The organism is Bradyrhizobium sp. LTSP849 (genome assembly GCF_000938255.1).
Classification (GTDB): domain Bacteria; phylum Pseudomonadota; class Alphaproteobacteria; order Rhizobiales; family Xanthobacteraceae; genus Bradyrhizobium.
The window spans coordinates 221,795-240,894 of record NZ_JYMR01000056.1; the positions used below are offsets into that span (position 1 = coordinate 221,795).

The window sequence follows — 19,100 nt, forward strand, 5'->3', positions numbered from 1 at the left end:
TCAGTCTCCGGGCACGGCGTGATAAAAGGTGCCGGGATCGAGCTCGGCCGCCGGTCCGACCAGATCGCGGCCGCCGATCTCGGCCAACACGCGGTAGAGCACGCGCGCATCCGCCTCCTCGTCGGCGATGCTCCGGCGTGGAATGCCGTCGCGATAGCGGTCGCGGTAGACCTTGAGCATGGCTGGATCGGTGGCGCCGGTGAGCGGCGCGATCTTGTCCCAGGCCGCGTCTGAGGTCACCAGCAACTGCTTGGCCTTGCGGGTCATCGCGATGAAGCGCGCCACCGCATCACGATGGCTCGCCGCCCAGTCCTCGTCGAAGACATAGCCGACGGCCGAGACTGCTCCCTTCGCGCCGAGTTTCGGCAAGATGTCCTCGATGCCGGCGAGGCGGCGAAAGCCCTTGGCTTCGAGCTGGGCGCAGAAATTCCAGAAATTGAGGCTCGCATCCATCTCGCCGTCGAGTGTCTTCGCGGCAATCAGAGGCGGCGCGCCATAGGCGATGGTTGCCTCGGACTTCAGGTCGATGCCGTCCTGCTTCATCCGCGCCTGCAGCAGCAGCCAGCTCTTGTCGATCGGGCCGCCGCCGACACCGAGCTTGCGCCCCTTGAGGTCGGCGAGCGTCTTGATCGGCGAGGACGCCGGCACCATCACCGCGCCGAGCGCGCTGGAATAGGGATAGAAGGCAAGCTTGGTGCCGAGCGCGCGCTCACGCGACACCCACAGCCAATCCGACAGCATGATGTCGGCATTGCCGGCGCGGAGCGCGATCTTGCCGGCCTCGGGGCTTGCGAGCTCGGTCACCTCGAGCGACAGGTCGGCTTCCTTGTCGAGACCGCTTGCGCGGATCGTTGCCAGTTCCCAGGAGAATGTTCCGGTCTTCTGGACCGCAAGGCGGATGGCATCCGCGGCGTGGCCCGTCGCGACTTGCGTCAGCGCCAGTGTCATCGCGAGCGCCAATGTTCGACCGAGAGCTTTCATCACCTTGTGAGCCGTTTCCTCGAAGGGAGTGCTTTTCAGGACAATACGCATAGCATAGCTTCCATCGCAACCAGCGGGAGGACACTCATGAGTTTGGCGGGACGGGTACGACCGATTGTCGCCGCATTGGCCGTGCTGGCCGCGGGTGTGTACGTAGCGCGGGCCGAGGAGGCCAATGATTATCCGACCTCCGCGCGGGCCGAATATGTCTATGGCTGCATGAAGGCCAATGGCGAAACGCGTCAGGCGATCGAGCAGTGCTCGTGTTCGATCGACGTGGTGGCTTCGATCGTCACCTACGAGCGCTACGTCACCGCAGAGACCGCGCTCAGCATGTCCCAGGTCCAGGGCAATCTGGGCGTCCAGTTTCGCACGTCAGAGCAGGCGAACTCGGCGGTGAATGATTTACGGCGTGCGCAGGCGGAAGCCGAAGTGAGGTGTTTCTGACGCTTGCGCCGCTGCATTCCCTTCTCCCGAAGGAGAGAGGGTAAGCGGAGCCTCACGTCCCCGGCTTGTCGACATCCCATTCATTGCGGAACACATGCCCATCCGTGTCCTTCGCCTCCGCGCGAAAACGCTTGGCGCCGTTGGAGACGTAGGTGAAGCGCAGATTGGGATCTTCCGAGATCGAGATGCCGCCCTCCATCGACAGTACGGGGCTGTCGTCCTGCGTCAACTTCAACTGGTTCACGAAGAAGGCCGGAATATAGAGCTGCGTGACCTGATCCATCTGGAGGCCGGAATTGTTGGGATGGCCGATCATGATCTGCGCCTCGCGGATGCGGCTGGCCGGCGCCTCCTCGCGCGCGAATTGGCGGTAGCGCATCTGGCCGAGACGATTCTGGGCTTCCTCCGCGTTCTTCCCCGCCGGCGCCGAGCAGCCGCCGGAGGCCTTCACATAGGTCTTGGAGACGTAGAGCGTACCGTCGTTGAGCTCGGCCACCGCATGCACGTCGGTGTAGTTGTTGACGCGCACGCGCGTGGAGATTTCGCTGACATTGGCATCCGGCCCGAGCTCGAACTTCGCCGCCATCGGCGCCGGGTTGCGGTCGATCACCAGCGTGATCGACCGGATGCGGCGGGCATCGCCCGGCGACAGCTTGCTGCGCAGGGTCACCGGCACGATCGCCGCATCCTCGGCGCGATAAGGCATCTCGATGCCGATCACGTCGGCGCCGTCGTTCATCGGGCGGTTGCTGAAAATGTCCTGCACCAGGCCGGGCCAGGGATCATAGGCCTCCTCGGCGCGCGCAGGCATTGCGAGGACGATGCCGGCGAGCGCAGTGATCAAGGTTAGGCGAAGCTTAAGTCCCAGCATGGTCATGGTCCCGCGCGGACGAAGCAGTTGTGGAGGTAACCGTAGCGCGTCCGCTACTCCCATTCAATTTCCGAAAATGCTGCGGTTGCGTTGCGGGCGTTGTAGTCGTCGAAGAGGTCCCAATGGGAACGCTCGGACGAGGCCGCCTTGTCCGCCGCGGCCCGGATCGATTCGCCCTTCTTGTTGAGCGCACGCACGTCGGACAGCAGCGTCGACAGATAACGCCGTTCATCGGAAAGTGCGGCCGGCCAGTCGCTCACGGCGCCGTGACCGGGAACGACGCGGGTCGCTGGAATCGTCTCAAGTTCCCCAAGCAGGGCGAGCCAGCCGCGAATGCTGCCGTCCATCACCGGAATGTGGCGGAGAAAGACGAGATCGCCAGCGAACAGCGTCTTCGTCGACTCATCGAACACGGTCAGGTCATTGTCGCTGTGCGCGGCCGGCCATGCCCGCAAGGACAAGCGGCGCGATCCGAGATCGAGCATCAGCGTGTCCTGCACGAGCAGGGTGGGCGGCACGATCTTCACCGGCGAGATCAATTCGTCTCCCATGATGCGTCTAAAATTGTCGAGATAATACGGCCCGCGCGTCGCCAGCGCCTGCGGCAGCTTGCTGTGGCCGACAAAGCTGGTTCCTTCCGCCACAAAAGCGGCATTGCCGAAGACATGGTCGGGATGGCCGTGGGTGTTGATGACGTAGCGGATCGGCTTGCTGGTGTGGGCCCGCACGGCCGCGAGCAGCGCCTCGCCCTCGCGGACGCTGCCGCCGGTATCGATCACGGCCACCGCATCCTCGCCGACGATGAAGCCGACATTGGCAATGTCGCCCTCATTCTCGCGGGTCATCAGGGCGATGGTCCCGGAGTGTACGAAGATTCCCGGCGCGACTTCGCTCACAGGCAATTCGGCTGTCCCCGCGCGTGCTAGCGTCGCGAAGCCCAGCAGGGTCAAGGCTGCGATCGTTGAAGCGAGATGAGACACTTTTCCGCCTCAGTTCAGGGGTTTGCGGCATTGCACTGCAGCACAACAAGCCAACACAAAGTTTGGCAAAACATGGTGCGTCCTGCGTTGCATGGATAGCATCCAGACAAAAGATGGAGGAAGCGCGATGACGGAGGCCGGGCGACATCGTCGCTGGTTGATTTTGCTGTGTGCCATGGTCGCATCCTGCGCAGTCGGCGATGTCGCCATGGCGCAGACGAGCGAGACTGGCGACCTCTCATTCGAGCTGGTCGATCCAAAGGTGCTGCGTGTCTGTGCCGATCCGCGCAACCTGCCGTTCTCCAACGAGAAGGGCGAGGGGCTTGAGAACAAGCTCGCGGAGCTGCTCGCGGACAAGCTCCAGAAGAAGCTCGACTATGTTTTCTTTCCGCAGGCGACCGGCTTCGTGCGGATGACGCTGGGTGCGCATCGCTGCGACGTCATCATGGGCTTTCCGCAAGGCGACGACCTCGTGCAGGGCACCAACCCTTATTACCGCACGTCCTACGCGCTGGTCGCGAAAGCGGGCAGCGGGCTCGAGGACGTCGATACGCTCGAAGACGCGCGGCTCAAGGGCAAGCATGTCGGCATCGTCGCAGGCACGCCGCCGGCCACCAATATGGCGATCGCCGGCCTGATGGGCGACGCCAAGCCGTATCCGCTGATGATCGACACCCGCTATGACAATTCGGCGCAGGCCATGATCGACGATCTCACCAACGGCAAGATCGACGCCGGCGTGCTGTGGGGCCCGATGGCGGGCTTCTACGCCAAGAAGGCCGGTTCGCTTCATGTCACGCCGCTGGTGAAGGAGACCACTGGGCCAAAGCTGGTCTATCGCATCGGCATGGGCGTGCGTCCGGCCGACCAGAACTGGAAGCGGCAGCTCAACAAGCTGATCCAGGAGAACCAGGGCGAGATCAACAAGATCTTGACCGACTTCGGTGTGCCGCTGCTGGACGAGAGCGACCGGCCGCTCGTCGCGGAGACGGCCAAGAAGGCGCCATGAGACGGCGTCTTGCCGCTGCGATCGTCGCCGCCATGCTGGCGGCGCCGGCATTCGCGCAGCAGCAGGAGCCGTTCGAGCCCGAGGGTTATCGCACCGACAATTACCGCGGGCCGGTGCCGGCGACGCTGGAAGGCGCACGCGTGCTCACGACCGCGGAGGCCGAGGCGATCTGGCGGGCAAAGAGCGGCGCGTTCATCGATGTATTGCCGCGACCGCCGAAGCCGAAGAACCTTCCCGAAGGCACGGTGTGGCGCGATGCGCCGCGGAAAAACATTCCGGGCAGCATCTGGCTGCCGGATACCGGCTACGGCACGCTGCCGCCCGCCATGGATGACTATTTCCGGCGCGGCCTCGCGCGTGCATCGCGCGGCGACAAGGCCGCGCTGCTGGTGATCTATTGCCTGGCCGATTGCTGGATGTCGTGGAACGCCGCCAAGCGCGCGTTGGCTGACGGTTACGCCAACATCGCCTGGTATCCCGATGGGACCGATGGCTGGGAACGCGCGAAACTCCCGACCGACGAGGCGCAGCCGGAGCCGCGCCCTGATCAGTAGGAGCTACTGCTTCTGCAACTTCGTCAGCGTGCCTGTGCCATCCGCCTCGGTCGCGGTGTAGCTTACCCGGTCACCGGCATGGACGGCGTCCAGCATCGCGGCGTCCTTGGCCTTGTACTCCTGGAGCGCGCCAGCGCCGCCGGCGCTGCCGCCGACCGTGCCCTTCTGCGTCTGCTGGATCGAGATCGTGTTGTTGAGCCGATCGATCCTGGTGACCATTCCGGTCATATCGTCAGCGGCAAAAGCGCTGGATGCGAGCATACTGATGGCTGCAGCGCCCGCGAAGATGAATTGTCTGGTTCCCATCGAGGCCTCCCGGCGTTCGAGATCCACATCGACAAGACATCCTAGATCGATTTGGTTCCGGCAGATAGCGCGGCGATGGTTAACGATCGCGTTGAGATCGCGGGAACTTTTGCGGAGCTGTCAGTGAGGCTGACGCTATTCCATTTCCTGCTGGATTACGCGTCCCAGCGCAAACAGGCGCTGGTCGATCGCGGTCGGAACCTCGCAGACGAATCGCACCACCTTGCGGCGGTCTTCGAAGATGCGGGTCTCCCAGATCAGCTGGTTGCTCAGTGCCTCGACCTTGGTGTCGTCGCGCGGCGTCGCCCCCTGGAGCGTCTGGAGCTGAATCGTCTCGTCGCGGATCTTGTCGGCGGCCTCGCGCTGCTTGCGGCTGACCCGTTCGAGCCCGCCCATGACCTGGGAGCGCTGGGCGTTGAGCGTGTCGAACAGGCCGGCGAACAGCAGCTTTGCATTCGCGGTCTTGTCGGCGGCGGAGCCCACCAGAAATTCCTTCACCGACTTTTCAGCGTCGTCCAGCGGCGTCTTGCGTGCCGCGAGCTTCGAGACCAGCGCGCTGACTTTTGCGTCGTCCTTCCACTTGGTCTCGGCGTCGTCGAGCGCCGGGCCGGCCCAGACGGCGGCGAGCGAGATGTCCGGGACCTTGGCCTGCGTGCACGGCCAGTCGGGGTAGCGCGGATCGGCCGCGCGCGTGGCTGTGCCCGTCAATGCGAGCGCCAGAGCGGCCATCGTCACGATCCGAACCATCATCCTTCGCCTCCCGCAGGCCCGCGCCGGGCCAGCCCGCGCGAGGGATCATAGGCGAAAATCGCCCCGGTCATGAAGACGGTTGTGCAGCTCGCGACCACCGCGAGCGAGATCCAGTTGACCTGTCCGTACAGCGCGAAACGGATCAGCTCCACCGCATGGGTGAACGGATTGGCCTGGCAAACATAATAGAGATAAGGGCTGCCCTCCTGCACCCGCCACAGCGGGTAGAGCGCCGAGGAAGCAAAGAACATCGGGAAGATCACGAAGTTCATCACGCCGGCGAAGCTTTCAAGCTGCTTGATGCCCGAGGAGATCAGCATGCCGAGCGAGCCCAGCATCAAGCCGGACAGGATCAGCGCCGGCAGCACGGTAAGATAGCCGATCGGGGGAGGCGTGATGTCCCAGAACCAGGCGATCAGAAGGAACGCATAAACCTGGAGCAGCGACACTGCGGTTCCCGCGAGCAGCTTGCAGAACAGCAGGAACCCGCGCGGCAACGGGCTCACCAGCAGCGTGCGCATGTTGCCCATCTCGCGGTCGTAGACCATCGAGAGCGAGGACTGCATGCCGTTGAAGAGCTGGATCATCGCCATCAGTCCGGGCGCGATGAAGACCTCGTAGAGAATGTAGGTCTCGTAGGGCGGGATGATGGAGATGCCGAGCACCTGGCGGAAGCCGGCGGCGAAGATGAACAGCCACACCAGCGGCCGCACCAGCGCCGAGACGAAGCGCTCGCGCTGATGCAGGAAGCGCAGGCCCTCACGCCAGACGATGCCGGTGAGGCAGGTCATGTACTCCGAGAACGAGAACCCGCGAGGCGCATCGTGGGCGGTGATGCTGCTCATGCGCCGCTTCCCGGCATGGTTTGCGCGCCGGTCAGACGCATGAAGGCGGTGTTGACGTCCTGCGCGCCGGCCTCCGCAACCACGCGGCCGACAGGGCCCTTGGCCAGCACCTTGCCCTGATGCAGCACCACGAGGTCGTCGCTTGCGTTGATCTCGTCGAACAGATGCGTGGCCCAGAGCACGCCGATGCCCTGTTCCGTCACCAACTGGCGCACATGGCTGATGATGTCGGCGCGCGCCTTGACGTCGAGGCCGACGGTCGGCTCGTCCAGCAGCAGCAACCGCGGCCGGTGCAGCAGCGCGCGCGCAATCTCCAGCCGCCGCATCTGCCCGCCGGAGAGATCGCGCACCTTGCTGCCGGTGCGGTCGGAAAGCCCGATGCGGCCGAGCAGTTCGGCGCTGCGCGTGGCGGCCTCGCGGCGGCTGATGCCATGAAGCGCGGCGTGATAGAGCAGATTCTGCGTCAGCGACAAATCGAGATCGAGCGTGCGCGGCTGGAACACGACGCCGAGTAGCCGCAGCGCCTCGCCGGGGTTCTTGCTGATGTCATGGCCGAAGATGCCGACGCGGCCGGTCTGGATGCCGAACAGGCGCGTGATGAGTGAGAACAGCGTGCTCTTGCCCGCGCCGTTGAGGCCGAGCAGCGCGGTAAAGCTCGCAGGCTGCACGTTGAAGGAGACATCGATCAGCGCCCGCCGCGGTCCATAGGCATGGCTGATGCCATCAATCGACAACGCCGGCACAGCCGCCGTATCTGCCTTTGGCGCGGCCTCGCGTGTTTCGGTGATGGGAGCAGGGCTGGTCATGGCGCGATCGTGATGCCCCAGGGTAGCTCGCCCACTTGAATCGTCTTGATCACCTTTTGCGCCGCGACGTCAATCACCGAGACGTCGTTGGACACGCCATTGGTCACCAGCAGGTACTTTTCGTCCGGCGTGAACGCCATGTGCCAGACCCGCTGTCCGACCAGCAGATATTTCGTCACCTTGCGCGTGGCGGTGTCGACCACGGCGACGCGGTTGGCGGGGCCGAGCGCGACGAAGGCGGTCTTGTCGTCTTTGGTCATGCCGATGCCGACCGGCTGGATCGCCTCGCGGCGCAGGCCCGGGATATCGAAATTGATCTTGCCGATCACCTCGTGCTTGCCGGGATCGATGATCGACACCGTGCCGCCGATCTCGGACGACACCCATAATTCGGAAGCGTCGTGCTTGAATTCAGCAAAGCGCGGCCGCGCGTCAACCAGCACGTTGGCGACGATCTGGCGCGAGGTCGTATCGATGAAATGCGCCATGTTGGTCGTTTCCGACGTGTTGATCAGAATCCTGCCGTCGGGGCTGATGGTCATGCCCTCGGGCTCGACGCCGACCTGGATGTCGCCGAGACGGGCGCGCTTTTCGAGGTCGATCACGGTCACCGTGTTGTCGTTCTCGTTGGCGACATAAAGGGTCTTACCGGCGGCATCCTGGGTGAACAGCTCGGGGTCGGGTCCGGAGGGCAGGGTGTCGACGATACCTTGCGTCTTGGCGTCGATCACCTGGATGGTGTCGTCGTCACCGACCGCGACCATCACGAACTTGCCGTCACGTGTGAACTCGATGCCGCGCGGGCGCTGGCCGACCTTGATGGTCTTGGTCACCGTCCAGCTCTCGGTGTCGATCACCGACACCGTGTTGCTTTTCTCGTTCGAGACATAGGCAACGAACGCATGCGCCGGCGCCGCGGCGAGCGCCAGTCCGGACAGCAACCCCACACGCCAACAGCGCAACATCCGCGTTCTCACTTCAGCTTGCATTTGCTCTCCGGGCGATCATAGCCGAGCGTATCGAGCTCCGAGACTTGGTGCAGAAATCCCTCCTGTGGCGACACCGACACCACCATGCGGCCGTCGACCAGCAGGATCGGCTGGCGCAGCTGGAGGTTCCAGTCGCGCAAGGTCAGCTTCGTGCCCTTGAAGGCGGCCACGGAAAAGTCCGGCCCCTTGATGAAATCGGTGACCTTCTTGACGTCGCCTGAATTGGTGCGCGAGGTGGCTTCGCCGATCATGCGCACTGCCGTCCAGGTCTGCATGTCGAGCGCGGTCATGCGGCGCGAGTTCAGCTTCATGAAGCGGTTTTGCATCTGGGTTGCACCCCACTGGTCCTGCGCCGCGTCCCAGCTGCGCGGCACCAGGCCGGCCGAGCCGGCGACGGGCCGCGGATCCCAGGTGCGATAGGGCAGATAGGCGCCGAACACTTCGCTCTCGTCGGCGGCGACGAGCACGTCATAGGCGGGCGCCTGCTGCGTGAACACCGGCATCTGGCGTTGGATCAGCGTCACGCCCGAGTCGGTCCTGCGCGCGCCGCCGGTGTCCTCGAAGCTGCGCTCCTGCACGATCTTGGCGCCGAAGCGCGTCGCGGTGCGCCGGAGCGCATCGGCGAACAGCTTGTCCTCGTCGTGCGAGCCGACCACGAGCAGCCACCGCTTCCACTGCTTCCACACCAGATACTGGCCGAGCGCATCCGCCAGCATCGACCGCGTCGGCGCGGTGTGGATGACATTGGCGCGGCAATCGGCCTCGCGCAGCCGCTCGTCGATCGCGCCGGTATTGAACAGCAGCGTACCGCGATCGCGCAAGGCGTCGGCAACTTTCAGGAGCGCGTCGGCCGGCAGGTCGGCGATGATAAAGCCGTTGCGCGCGGCGAGGTCGGTCGCGGCTTGCACCACGTCCTCGCCCTCCTTGATGCGGCGCTCTTCCAGCGCAAAGCGCTGGTTGAGGAATTTTCCGGTGGTGTTGTTGTCCTCGATCGCAAGGCGCGCGCCGGCGACGCCGTCATTCTCCGCGGGCTGCTCGACCAGCGACAGTGTCGATCTGGTGCCGGCGATGCCGAGATAGCCGACGCCGATCGTGACCGGGTCGGCCGCGAGCGCTTGCGTCGCGGCAAGACTCAAACCGACCAGACACAGGCCGATCAGGCCGGGCAACCATCGGATCATGCTTCCTCCGTACGTCTCCCCGGCTTGACCGCCGGTGGAGAATTGTCTCTGCTAAAGCATGACCGATTTGGCAGGGCATGCAACCCCGCATTTCGTCCTCACGTGGGCACGCCGGGAATCACGATCATGCGAGCGCTGATATGTTTCGCCGCTTTGCTGTTGACGGCATCAGTTGCGCTCGCCGATTCACCAAAGCTTGTGGTGTTTGATTTCGAGCTGATCGACACCAGCCTGCCCGGCGAGTTCTATGGCTCGAAGCCGGAGGAGGCGCGGCTCGAGCTCATCGGCGAGCAGTTGCGTAAGGCGCTGGCGGATTCAGGCAGGTTCCAGATGCTCGACGTCGCGCCCGTGAGGGATGCCGCCCGTCACAGCAATTTGCAGGTCTGCGGCGGCTGTGACCTCAAGCTCGCGGGCCAGTTGGGCGCCGACCTCGAGATCACCGGCATGGTGCAGAAGGTCTCAAACCTGATCATCAACTTGAACATTTACTTACGCGACGTGAAGACCGGCAACATGATCACGGCCGCGAGTGCCGACATGCGCGGCAATACGGATGAATCCTGGTCGCGCACGATGAGCTACCTGATCCGCAATCGGTTGCTGGCGCCGAACTACGGGAAGCCGGAGTAGGTTTTTCCCTCTTCCCCTGTGGGAGAGGGTGGCTCGCCGCGCAGCGGCGAGACGGGTGAGCGGTCTCTCTCCGCGAGTCTAACTCTCATCTGAAGTCGCGGTGAGATACCCCTCATCCGGCGCTTCGCGCCACCTTCTCCCACAAGGGGAGAAGGAAGAAAGGAACTCACCCCTTCAATCTCTCCGCATGCCAATGCAAATGATCGCCCATGAACGTCGAGATGAAGTAGTAGCTGTGGTCATACCCCGCCTGGCGCCGTAGCGTCAGCGGGATGTTGGCCTTGGTGCAGGCCGCTTGCAGCAGCTCCGGCTTCAGCTGCTCCTTCAGAAAGTTGTCGGCCTCACCGACATCGACGAGGAAGCCCGAAAATTTCGCGCCGTCCTCGATCAGCGCCACCGTGTCATGGCTGCGCCAGGCGTCCTTGTTCGGCCCGAGATAGCCGGTCAGCGCCTTGATGCCCCAGGGCACCTGCGACGGCGCCACGATCGGGGCAAACGCGCTGGCCGCACGATAGCGATGCGGGTTGCGCAGCGCGACCGTCAGCGCGCCGTGGCCGCCCATCGAATGGCCCATCACCGATTGCCGCTTGGCATCGACCGGAAAATTCTCGGCGACCAGTTTTGGCAGCTCGTCGGTGACATAGCTCCACATGCGATAGTTGCGCGAAAACGGTTCTTGCGTGGCATCGACGTAGAAGCCGGCCCCCAGGCCGAAATCATAGGAATTGTTGGCATCGCCGGGCACGTCGGGCCCGCGCGGGCTGGTGTCGGGCGCAACGAAGATCAGGCCGAGCTCGGCGCAGGCGCGGCGGAATTCGCCCTTCTCGGTGACGTTGGCATGCGTGCAGGTGAGCCCCGAGAGATACCAGACCACGGGAAGCTTCGCCCCGGCCGGATGAGGCGGAACATAGACCGAGAACACCATGTCGGTTCCGGTCGAAGCGCTCGCATGGCGGTACACGCCCTGCACGCCGCCATAGGATGTATTGGTCGAGACAGTCTGGATCGTCATGCCTGTGTGCTCCGCGGCATCTCACCACATCTACGTTGCAACGCTTGTGTGACCGAATTTGTGCGGCGCGCCAAGCCTTACGTAAGACAAGTCTGGCGCCAGTCAGGCCACGCCGCTGTCGATCGCCAGCCGCACCAGCTCGACCGAGGTCTTGACGCCCAGCTTCTGGCGCATGATCGAGGAAGTGTTGGCGACCGTCTTGTAGGACGATTGCACCAGCCAGGCGATCTCGGACAGGCTTTTTCCGGCGCTGAGCAGCCGCAGGATCTCCATCTCGCGCGCGTTCAGCTTCGATAGCGGGTTTTGCGCCAGCGTAGGCCCGGCGAAAGCGATGCTGCGCGCGATCGCGCTTGGCAGATAGGTGCCGCCCGCACCGACGGTGCGGATCGCCTCGACGAGATCATCGGGGTCGCCGGTCTTGGAGACGTAGCCTTTGGCGCCGCACTCGATCGCGCGCGCGGCGAAGGCGGGATCGTCGTTCATGCTGAACATGATGATGCGCGCATCTGCCGCGCGCTCCAGGATGCGGCGCGCGAGCTCGAAGCCGGAGACGGTCGGCAGGTTGATGTCGATGATGCAGAGGTCGGGGCGCTCGACGATGAAGACGCACTCGCCGCTTTCGGCGTCGGCGGCCTCCAGAATGTCGATCTCGCCGTCATCAGCCAGCACGGCACGGCAGCCGGAGGCGACGATGGGATGATCGTCGACGATCAGAATGCGCATAGGCGTTCCTCGCGACAGCACGTTCCCCGTGATAGAACTTGCCTGTTTCGCTGCATGATGCCGAACAAGGGAGCCGCGCGCGTCTCATGTCGGGTCATGCAACCCGGCCGGGATTGCTGTACGCTTCCGATTAGATATCGGGTGCTTCGGGTCTGTCAACGTCATCGGACGGGCACGAGCGATCCTTCGGGGGCACGAGCGTAACCAATGTGGCAAAATCTATCCTTGCGCGCGCGCATCAACCTGCTGCTGGCGTTGCTGCTGGCGCTGGGGCTTGCGGTCAATATCGCCCGCCAGGCCGCGGAGGCGGGGCCGCGCGTGCAGGCAGAGGACCAGAGCGTGATCCGGCTGGCGCGCGAGTTTATCGAGATGATCGTTGCCGATCTCAACGAGGCGCCCGATCCCGATGCCAGGCTGAACCAGATCGCGCGCGATCTGAACCGTCTGCGCCATGTCAGCATCGCGCTCAAGGATTCAAGCGGGAACCCGCTGACCCCGCCGCGGCCCGATGCTGATGACGACACGCCCGGACCGCCGGCCTGGTTTGTCAGCCTGGTTCATCCCGAGCAGACCGCGGTCAGCGTGCCGGTCTCGGTCCACGGCAAGCCCGGCTCGCTGGTGATCACCTCGCATCCAAATGACGAGATCGCCGAGATCTGGGACGCGATCGTCACGCAGCTCGAGGTCGGCTCGGCCATCGCGCTCGCGCTGTTCCTGGTGATGATGAATGTGGTCGGCCGCGCGCTCGCGCCGCTCCAATCCTTGGCGCAAACGATGGGCGAGCTGGAAGACGGCCGCTACGATTCGCGCGCGACGCCGGGCGGCGCGCCCGAGCTCGCCGCGATCTGCACCAAGCTCAATCATCTCGCCGCGACATTGGGAGAGGCGGTCGAGGACAAGCGGCGTCTTGCCGAGCGCGCGGTGTCGCTCCAGGACGTCGAGCGCAAGGAGATTGCGCGCGAGCTGCACGACGAGTTCGGACCATATCTATTCTCGCTGCGCGCGCATGCGAGCGCGCTCGCAAAGCTGGCGGAAGGGCGCGCCCTGAGCGCGGACGCCGTGCGAAAACACGGCAGCGCCTTGCTGGAGCAGATCAACGCGCTCCAGCAATTCACCCGTCGCGTGCTGGAGCGGCTCCGGCCTGTGGGCCTCGCCGAGCTTGGCCTGGGCCAGGCGCTCGAATCACTGTCGCGATTGTGGCGGGAATCGCGTCCCGACGTCGCGATAAAGACCACGATCTCGCCCGCGCTCGGGCCGGTCGGTGAAACCGCCGATCTCACCATCTACCGCGTCGTGCAGGAGGCGCTCACCAACGCGTTCCGCCACGCCGGCGCAACTTCGATCGATGTCGTGATCGAGCCTGCGGAGCCGTCGGGCAGCGACGGTCGCGGCTGCGCCAGGGTGCGGGTCAGCGACAACGGCCATGGCATGGAGCCGGGCCAGAAGCTCGGCTTCGGCCTCGTCGGCATGCGCGAGCGCATTCTGGCGCTGGGCGGCACGCTCAATGTCGCATCAGGCGAGGGTGGCGTGACCGTGGAAGCGCTGGTTCCGACGGTCGCGGCCTGATCGCGCAGAAGGCATTCGGGAAAAATTCCCGATTTCGTCGGGAAAACGGGCGCGGATGCTGCCCGACCTTTTGTAGCTGGCGCGCTCACCGCCGCCGACTACACTCCTCTCCAACCAAACGGCGAAAACAAAACAGCCGGAGGTTACGGATGGGGCGACAGGAATGGGCAAGCCGAGAACTAAGCCGAGAAACAAGCGAAATCTACTGATTGCCTCGGTATCGACGGGGCTGCTGTCGGGACTCTTTCTCGGAACTGACGCGCGCGCCGCGCAGGACGAGGAGACCAACGTTCAAAACCTCCCGGCGATCGAGGTGGTGGCCCCGCAGCCGACCACGCGGCGCGCGCCAACGCGGGCGGCGCCGGCCAGAACGACAAGTTCCGCGAAGCCCACGGCCAGGCTCTACGTCTACCCGACCTCGCCCGGCGCCTCCGGCAGCATCGATGTCGACAAGATTCCGGCGAGCGTCAATGCGGTCGATCCGAACCAGATCAAGCGTACCGGTTCGTTGAACATCGGCGACGCGCTTCAGCAATATGTCCCCGGCGTCAATCTCACCGAAGTCACCGGCAATCCGTTCCAGCCGAACATCGAGTTTCGCGGCTACGTCGCTTCGCCTTTGGTCGGCACGCCGCAGGGGCTTGCCGTCTACCAGAACGGTGTGCGCATCAACGAAGCCTTTTCCGACGCCGTCAATTGGGACGCGATCCCGACCGCGGCAATCCGTTCCGCCACGATCGTGACCAACAATCCCGCCTTCGGCCTCAACGCGCTCGGCGGCGCCGTCAATCTCCTGATGAAGGACGGCTTCACCTATCAGGGTGCCGAGATCGACGTCATGGGCGGCTCGTTTGGCCGCATCCAGGGTTCGGCGCAATGGGGCAAGAAGGTCGACAACAACTGGGCAGTCTATGGCGCGCTTGAGGGCGCGCATGACAACGGCTTCCGCAATTTTTCCTCCTCGGACATCCGCCGCTTCTACGGCGACGTCGGCTATCGCTTCGAGGGTAATGAATTCCATATCAACATGGGCGTTGCCGACAATCATCTGGCCGGACCGAGCACTGTTCCGGTCGAGCTGCTCCAGCAATATTGGGGCGCCTCCTACACCACGCCGCAGACCAATGCCAACCAGATTGGCTATATCAATCTGACCGGCAAGGTCGAGGCCACGCCGACCTGGACGTTCGAAGGCACGGCGCATGTGCGTGGTTTCAGCCAGAAGACCCAGGATGGCAATCCGACCGACGCCCAGCCTTGCGCCGATCCGACACTGTTGTGCTTCGGGGACGACAGCACGCCGGCTTTCGGCCTGAACGGCGCCCAGCTTGCCAACCCCTTCGCTCCAGGCGCGGTGCTCGGCGAGATCGATCGCACCACGACGCGCTCGACCACGTTCGGCATCTCCGGCCAGGCGACCAACAGCGACCAGTTGTTCGGGCATGAGAACCGACTCGTGCTCGGCGCAACCTACGATGCCAGCGTCACCCATTTCGACGCGAGCTCCGAGCTCGGGACTTTGGGCGAAAATTACGTCGTGACGGGCAATGGGATTTTCCTCGGCCAATCGGGCGATCCCACCTCGATTGGCCCGGTATCGCTTCGAACCGTCAACCAATATCGCGGGCTCTACGCGCTCGATACTTTCAATGTGACGGAAGCCTTCGCCATCACGGGTGGTGGCCGGTACAATACGGCCCGCGTCACCCTGGAGGATCAGCTCGGCACCGCGCTGAATGGCGATCACACCTTCGATCGCTTTAATCCGGTGATCGGCGGCACCTACAAGATCACGCCCGAACTGACCGCCTATGCCGGTTATTCGGAAGCCAACCGGGTTCCGACGCCGCTCGAGCTCGGTTGCGCCGATCCGAACAACCCCTGCCTGATCGCTGCCTTCCTCGTCTCCGACCCGTCGTTGAAGCAGGTCGTATCGAAGACCGTCGAGGCCGGTTTGCGCGGCACCAAGGACTTGAACATCGGCCAGCTCGGCTGGAAGATTGGTGGCTTCCGTGCCACCAATTATGACGACATCCTGGCGATCCCGATTCCGGGTCTCCAGGGCTTTGGCTATTTCCAGAACGTCGGCTCGACGCGCCGGCAGGGCATTGAAGCCGAGGTGAGTCTCAAGTCGAATGTGGTGCAATTCCACGCCAGCTACGCCTTTGTGGATGCCCGCTTCCTCGATGCGCTTCAGGTCGGCTCGAATAGCCCGTTCGCCGACGGCGACGGCAACATCCAGATCTCACCGGGCAACCAGATTCCGAACGTCCCGCGCCACCGCATCAAGGCCGGCATCGAATATGCCGTCACCGACGCCTGGAAGGTCGGCGGCGATGCGCTCTGGGTCTCGAGCCAGTATTATGTCGGCGACGAGTCCAATCAGGCGCCCAAGCTGCCGGGCTACGCGGTGTTCAACCTGCACACGTCCTACCAGGTCACCAAGAACCTCCAGTTCTATGGCAAGGTCGACAACGTCTTCGACAACCGCTACTCGACCTACGGCACCTTCTTCGACACCACTGCGCTGCCGAACTTCGCCAACGGCGGAAACAACTTCACCGATGCGCGCTCGCTCAGCCCGGCAAGGCCGCGCGCGTTCTACGCGGGCGCGCGGGTGACGTTCTGAGTTGAGCTCGCCGAGCGCGCGGCGAAAATTATCGCGCCCGAAATCCGTGTGCCGCCCGTTGAAAATGGAGGGCAGGACGCGGAGCCAATGACGAGCACCGGCAAGGCTGACGTTGGTGAGGCTGATGGTGGTGATGTCAAGGCAGCCTTCGAGACCGCCGTCCGCGATCATGCGTGCGGCCGTCTTGCCGAGGCGGGCGCGCTGTGCCGTGTTATCCTGACGAAAGACCATCGTTTTCGCGATGCCATGGTGCTGCTGGCCGTGGTGCTGTGCCTCGACGGCGCGCCGGAAGCACGCGCCGAGGCGATCGACTTGCTGGAGCGTGCCCTGGCGATCCACGGGGACGACGCCCAAGCTCTTGAGATCCTGGGCGACGCGTTTTCGGTCGACGGCCGCTGCGACGATGCCATTGCTTGTTATCAGCGTGCCATCGGATTGGCGCCGACGCTTGCCAGGCTCCATTCGAAGCTTGGCATCGCCTTCAATGACAGTGGCCGGCACGCCGAGGCGATCGAGGCCTTGCAGCAGGCGATCGCTCGTGATCCGAACTCGGCCGCGCTTCACTTCAACCTAGGCGTCGCGCTGAGGGATGCCGGCCGGTCGGATGCTGCTGTCCATGCCTATCGGCGAGCCATCGAACTGCGTCCCGACAGTTCCGGCGCCTACGCCAATCTCGGCATCGCGCTCGAGGAACTCGACCGCCGTGACGAAGCGATCGCATGCTACCGTCAGGCCCAGACATTCGATCCCGCGAATGTCGAAGCCCACATCAATCTCGGTGCTGTGCTTGAGGAGGTCGGGCGCCCTGATGACGCGGTCATGGCGTGTCGCCAAGCGCTGGCGCTCGATCCCACGCATGTCGATGCCCATATCAATCTCGGCGTTGCCCTCCAGGGGCAGGATCAGCTTGATGCTGCGATCGCGTGCTACCGCCAGGCACTGGTGCTGGATCCGAAGAGTGCCAAGGCATTGTCCAATCTCGGTGTCGCCATCGAGCAACAAGGTCTTGGCGACGTTGCGCTCGGCATCCAGCGGCAGGCCGCGGCGCTCGCGCCGAACTCCGGCAAGATCCGCTTCAACTTGGCGGTCAGCCTGCTGCGGCGCGGAGAGCTTGCCCAAGGCTGGGAGGAATACGAGTGGCGCTGGCGAGGCGGCGTTCGCAATCTCAAGGCGCCGGACCTGCCGCAACCGCTCTGGCAGGGCGAGGATCTCGCCGGCCGCACCCTGCTGGTGCGTTCCGAGCAGGGGCTCGGCGACGTGCTGCAATTCGTCCGCTATCTGCCGCTGCTGGCGCGTGCCGGTGCCCACGTGATCCTGCGTGCACCCGCCGCGCTCGCGCGGCTGCTGCGTTCATCGCTCGCTGGCGTAACAGTGATCGGGCCCGACGCGCCGCAGCCGCACTTCGACTTTCATATCCCGCTCATGAGTCTGCCGCGGCTGTTCGGGACCGATCTCGGCAACATCCCTGCCACGGTCCCCTATCTGGCTGCCGATCCGGCGGCGGTCGCCGCGTGGCGGCAGCGCCTCGACGCTGACGGTAACCTCCGTGTTGGGGTGGTCTGGTCCGGCAATCCCGACCACAGGGGTGACCGCCAGCGCTCGATCGCGGCGGCCGTGCTGCTGCCCGAGCTGATCGTCCCCGGCGTGCGGCTCTACAGCCTCCAGAAAGATGTTCGGCCAGCGGATCATGACGCGTTGCTCCAACTGTCGCAGGCCGTTACCGATCTATCGCCGCAGCTCAACGATCTCGCAGACACCGCGGCGGCCCTGTCCGCCCTTGATCTGCTGATTTCGGTCGACACGTCCGTCGTGCATCTTGCCGGCGCGCTTGGACGCCCGGTATGGACCATGCTGCCGTTCACGCCCGATTGGCGCTGGCTCCTCGAGCGTGAGGACAGCCCATGGTATCCGACCTTGCGACTGTACCGTCAGGCGCGACGGAGCGACTGGAACAGCGTCTTCGAGAAGCTGCGCGCCGACCTGCAGCGGCAGGCTATGCACCACGCGCCGGTCTTGCCGGTCTCAGGATCGCAGTGGCACGGAGCGAAGACGAACCAGTCCTCGAGCGCGGCCACCTTGCTCTAAAGCGTTTCCTCGGCGAGCCGGTGGACGCGCTGCTGGCGGCCCTGACGGGACGGGCTTTAACGTTAAATAGTGAGATTAATTCCACCGGCTGTTTGTCGATCCTCGCGAGCCTCGGTATGTCCTGCCAACAAGCAGGCTGAAATGCTCGACAGAACCATCCGCCCAACATCTGTTAAGGACGCCCCGCGTCAATTTGGCGACACTGTCGTCGCGATCGCCTTTTTTGGCGTCGCCGGCGTCGCGATGGCGGCATGGATGGCTGCGATTGTTTGGGTCATCTGGGGCGGGATTAAATGGATCTTTTGAACAAGCCGCGCCACTTCTTTCGTTATTCGACCGACGCACAAAACAGGATCGTGCTGCACGGTCTCACGCCCGACGAGACCCTGGAATTCGAACACCTCTTCTACCAACACGACGACTTTCGAAGCCCCGAGGACCAACGGCGCCTCGATCAGCTCTGCGCCAAGCATTGCCAGCCTCACGGCGACGGTAGCCGTGAACCTGCTGAGCTAAGCTATTTGATACCTCGTGGACCTCGTCCTCGACCGCAGGTTGCAAGCCGCCTCGGCTTCAGAAGGCGCGCACTTTGAGCACAGAAGCTCTCTGATCTGTCGTCCCTGCAAAACCAATAAGTGTTGAGGCCCGCCAGCATGGCGGTTTTTTTGCTGCCCCGAGGCGATGGACAGTTTGCGGCGACTGGCAATTCTGCATCCTCAATTTCCAACGCCGCCGC

General features: G+C 64.1%; 19 protein-coding genes. 7 read left to right on the top strand and 12 right to left on the bottom strand.

Features of this window, described 5'->3' with window-relative positions; all coding sequences use genetic code 11:
* Entirely contained in the window at nt 1–948 is a 948-nt protein-coding gene (locus UB31_RS38230; protein ID WP_197090921.1) for an ABC transporter substrate-binding protein, read from the bottom strand.
* Between the two features lie 120 nt (nt 949–1,068).
* On the opposite strand from UB31_RS38230, the gene UB31_RS38235 reads away from it, so the two are divergent.
* On the top strand, nt 1,069–1,428 hold the full coding sequence (locus UB31_RS38235) for a hypothetical protein (RefSeq protein WP_045014527.1): 360 nt from the start codon (nt 1,069–1,071) through the stop codon (nt 1,426–1,428).
* Between the two features lie 52 nt (nt 1,429–1,480).
* Here UB31_RS38235 and UB31_RS38240 read toward each other — a convergent pair whose 3' ends face one another.
* Nucleotides 1,481–2,299, bottom strand: a complete 819-nt coding sequence (locus UB31_RS38240; RefSeq protein ID WP_045014739.1) for a quinoprotein dehydrogenase-associated SoxYZ-like carrier — start codon at nt 2,297–2,299, stop codon at nt 1,481–1,483.
* 53 nt (nt 2,300–2,352) lie between these two features.
* On the bottom strand, nt 2,353–3,144 hold the full coding sequence (locus tag UB31_RS38245) for a quinoprotein relay system zinc metallohydrolase 2 (RefSeq protein WP_502691322.1): 792 nt from the start codon (nt 3,142–3,144) through the stop codon (nt 2,353–2,355).
* Nucleotides 3,145–3,406: 262 nt separating this feature from the next.
* Between UB31_RS38245 and UB31_RS38250 the strand changes: the two genes are divergently transcribed.
* Both UB31_RS38250 and UB31_RS38255 read left to right on the top strand, forming a co-directional pair.
* The gene (locus UB31_RS38250) at nt 3,407–4,288 is read left to right on the top strand and encodes a substrate-binding domain-containing protein (RefSeq protein WP_045014529.1); all 882 of its coding nucleotides are present in this window, start codon (nt 3,407–3,409) and stop codon (nt 4,286–4,288) included.
* Nucleotides 4,285–4,842 carry a PQQ-dependent catabolism-associated CXXCW motif protein gene (locus tag UB31_RS38255; protein WP_045014530.1) on the top strand — a complete coding sequence of 186 codons (558 nt, stop codon included), beginning with the start codon at nt 4,285–4,287 and terminating at the stop codon, nt 4,840–4,842. The genes UB31_RS38250 and UB31_RS38255 overlap by 4 nt, the downstream gene beginning before the upstream one ends.
* A gap of 3 nt (nt 4,843–4,845) precedes the next feature.
* Here the strand turns inward: UB31_RS38255 and UB31_RS38260 are convergent, their stop codons facing one another.
* The 6 genes from UB31_RS38260 to UB31_RS38285 form a co-directional block, all read right to left on the bottom strand.
* Nucleotides 4,846–5,148: a copper-binding protein gene (locus UB31_RS38260; protein ID WP_045006895.1), complete on the bottom strand. Its 303-nt coding sequence runs from the start codon at nt 5,146–5,148 to the stop codon at nt 4,846–4,848.
* 135 nt (nt 5,149–5,283) lie between these two features.
* On the bottom strand, nt 5,284–5,898 hold the full coding sequence (locus UB31_RS38265) for a hypothetical protein (protein ID WP_045014531.1): 615 nt from the start codon (nt 5,896–5,898) through the stop codon (nt 5,284–5,286).
* Nucleotides 5,895–6,743: a lanthanide ABC transporter permease protein PedC gene (locus UB31_RS38270; RefSeq protein WP_045014532.1), complete on the bottom strand. Its 849-nt coding sequence runs from the start codon at nt 6,741–6,743 to the stop codon at nt 5,895–5,897. Before UB31_RS38270 ends, UB31_RS38265 begins: the two co-directional genes overlap by 4 nt.
* Nucleotides 6,740–7,549 (bottom strand): lanthanide ABC transporter ATP-binding protein PedB/LutE, encoded by an 810-nt coding sequence (locus tag UB31_RS38275; protein WP_045014533.1) that lies wholly within the window; start codon nt 7,547–7,549, stop codon nt 6,740–6,742. The genes UB31_RS38270 and UB31_RS38275 overlap by 4 nt, the downstream gene beginning before the upstream one ends.
* The gene (locus tag UB31_RS38280) at nt 7,546–8,514 is read right to left on the bottom strand and encodes a YVTN family beta-propeller repeat protein (protein WP_045014534.1); all 969 of its coding nucleotides are present in this window, start codon (nt 8,512–8,514) and stop codon (nt 7,546–7,548) included. Before UB31_RS38280 ends, UB31_RS38275 begins: the two co-directional genes overlap by 4 nt.
* 8 nt (nt 8,515–8,522) lie before the next feature.
* Nucleotides 8,523–9,719 (bottom strand): lanthanide ABC transporter ABC transporter substrate-binding protein PedA1, encoded by a 1,197-nt coding sequence (locus tag UB31_RS38285; protein ID WP_045014535.1) that lies wholly within the window; start codon nt 9,717–9,719, stop codon nt 8,523–8,525.
* 126 nt (nt 9,720–9,845) lie between these two features.
* Between UB31_RS38285 and UB31_RS38290 the strand changes: the two genes are divergently transcribed.
* Nucleotides 9,846–10,349 carry a DUF3280 domain-containing protein gene (locus tag UB31_RS38290; protein WP_045006734.1) on the top strand — a complete coding sequence of 168 codons (504 nt, stop codon included), beginning with the start codon at nt 9,846–9,848 and terminating at the stop codon, nt 10,347–10,349.
* A 166-nt stretch (nt 10,350–10,515) separates the two neighbouring features.
* Here the strand turns inward: UB31_RS38290 and fghA are convergent, their stop codons facing one another.
* Both fghA and UB31_RS38300 read right to left on the bottom strand, forming a co-directional pair.
* Nucleotides 10,516–11,361 carry an S-formylglutathione hydrolase gene (fghA, locus tag UB31_RS38295; RefSeq protein WP_045006733.1) on the bottom strand — a complete coding sequence of 282 codons (846 nt, stop codon included), beginning with the start codon at nt 11,359–11,361 and terminating at the stop codon, nt 10,516–10,518.
* 102 nt (nt 11,362–11,463) lie between these two features.
* The gene (locus tag UB31_RS38300) at nt 11,464–12,084 is read right to left on the bottom strand and encodes a response regulator (protein WP_045006732.1); all 621 of its coding nucleotides are present in this window, start codon (nt 12,082–12,084) and stop codon (nt 11,464–11,466) included.
* Between the two features lie 207 nt (nt 12,085–12,291).
* Here UB31_RS38300 and UB31_RS38305 point away from each other — a divergent pair, with 207 nt between their 5' ends.
* The 3 genes from UB31_RS38305 to UB31_RS38315 all read left to right on the top strand — a co-directional run bounded on the left by UB31_RS38305 (nt 12,292) and on the right by UB31_RS38315 (nt 18,364).
* Nucleotides 12,292–13,650, top strand: coding sequence for a histidine kinase (locus UB31_RS38305; RefSeq protein ID WP_045006731.1), 1,359 nt, complete (start codon nt 12,292–12,294; stop codon nt 13,648–13,650).
* Between the two features lie 163 nt (nt 13,651–13,813).
* A complete protein-coding gene (locus UB31_RS38310) occupies nt 13,814–16,279 on the top strand; it encodes a TonB-dependent receptor (protein WP_045014536.1) in 2,466 nt (821 codons plus the stop codon).
* Nucleotides 16,280–16,366: 87 nt separating this feature from the next.
* Nucleotides 16,367–18,364, top strand: coding sequence for a tetratricopeptide repeat protein (locus UB31_RS38315; RefSeq protein WP_050044945.1), 1,998 nt, complete (start codon nt 16,367–16,369; stop codon nt 18,362–18,364).
* 188 nt (nt 18,365–18,552) lie between these two features.
* Here the strand turns inward: UB31_RS38315 and UB31_RS38320 are convergent, their stop codons facing one another.
* Nucleotides 18,553–18,837, bottom strand: coding sequence for a hypothetical protein (locus tag UB31_RS38320; RefSeq protein WP_045006729.1), 285 nt, complete (start codon nt 18,835–18,837; stop codon nt 18,553–18,555).
* Nucleotides 18,838–19,100 lie beyond the last annotated feature (263 nt).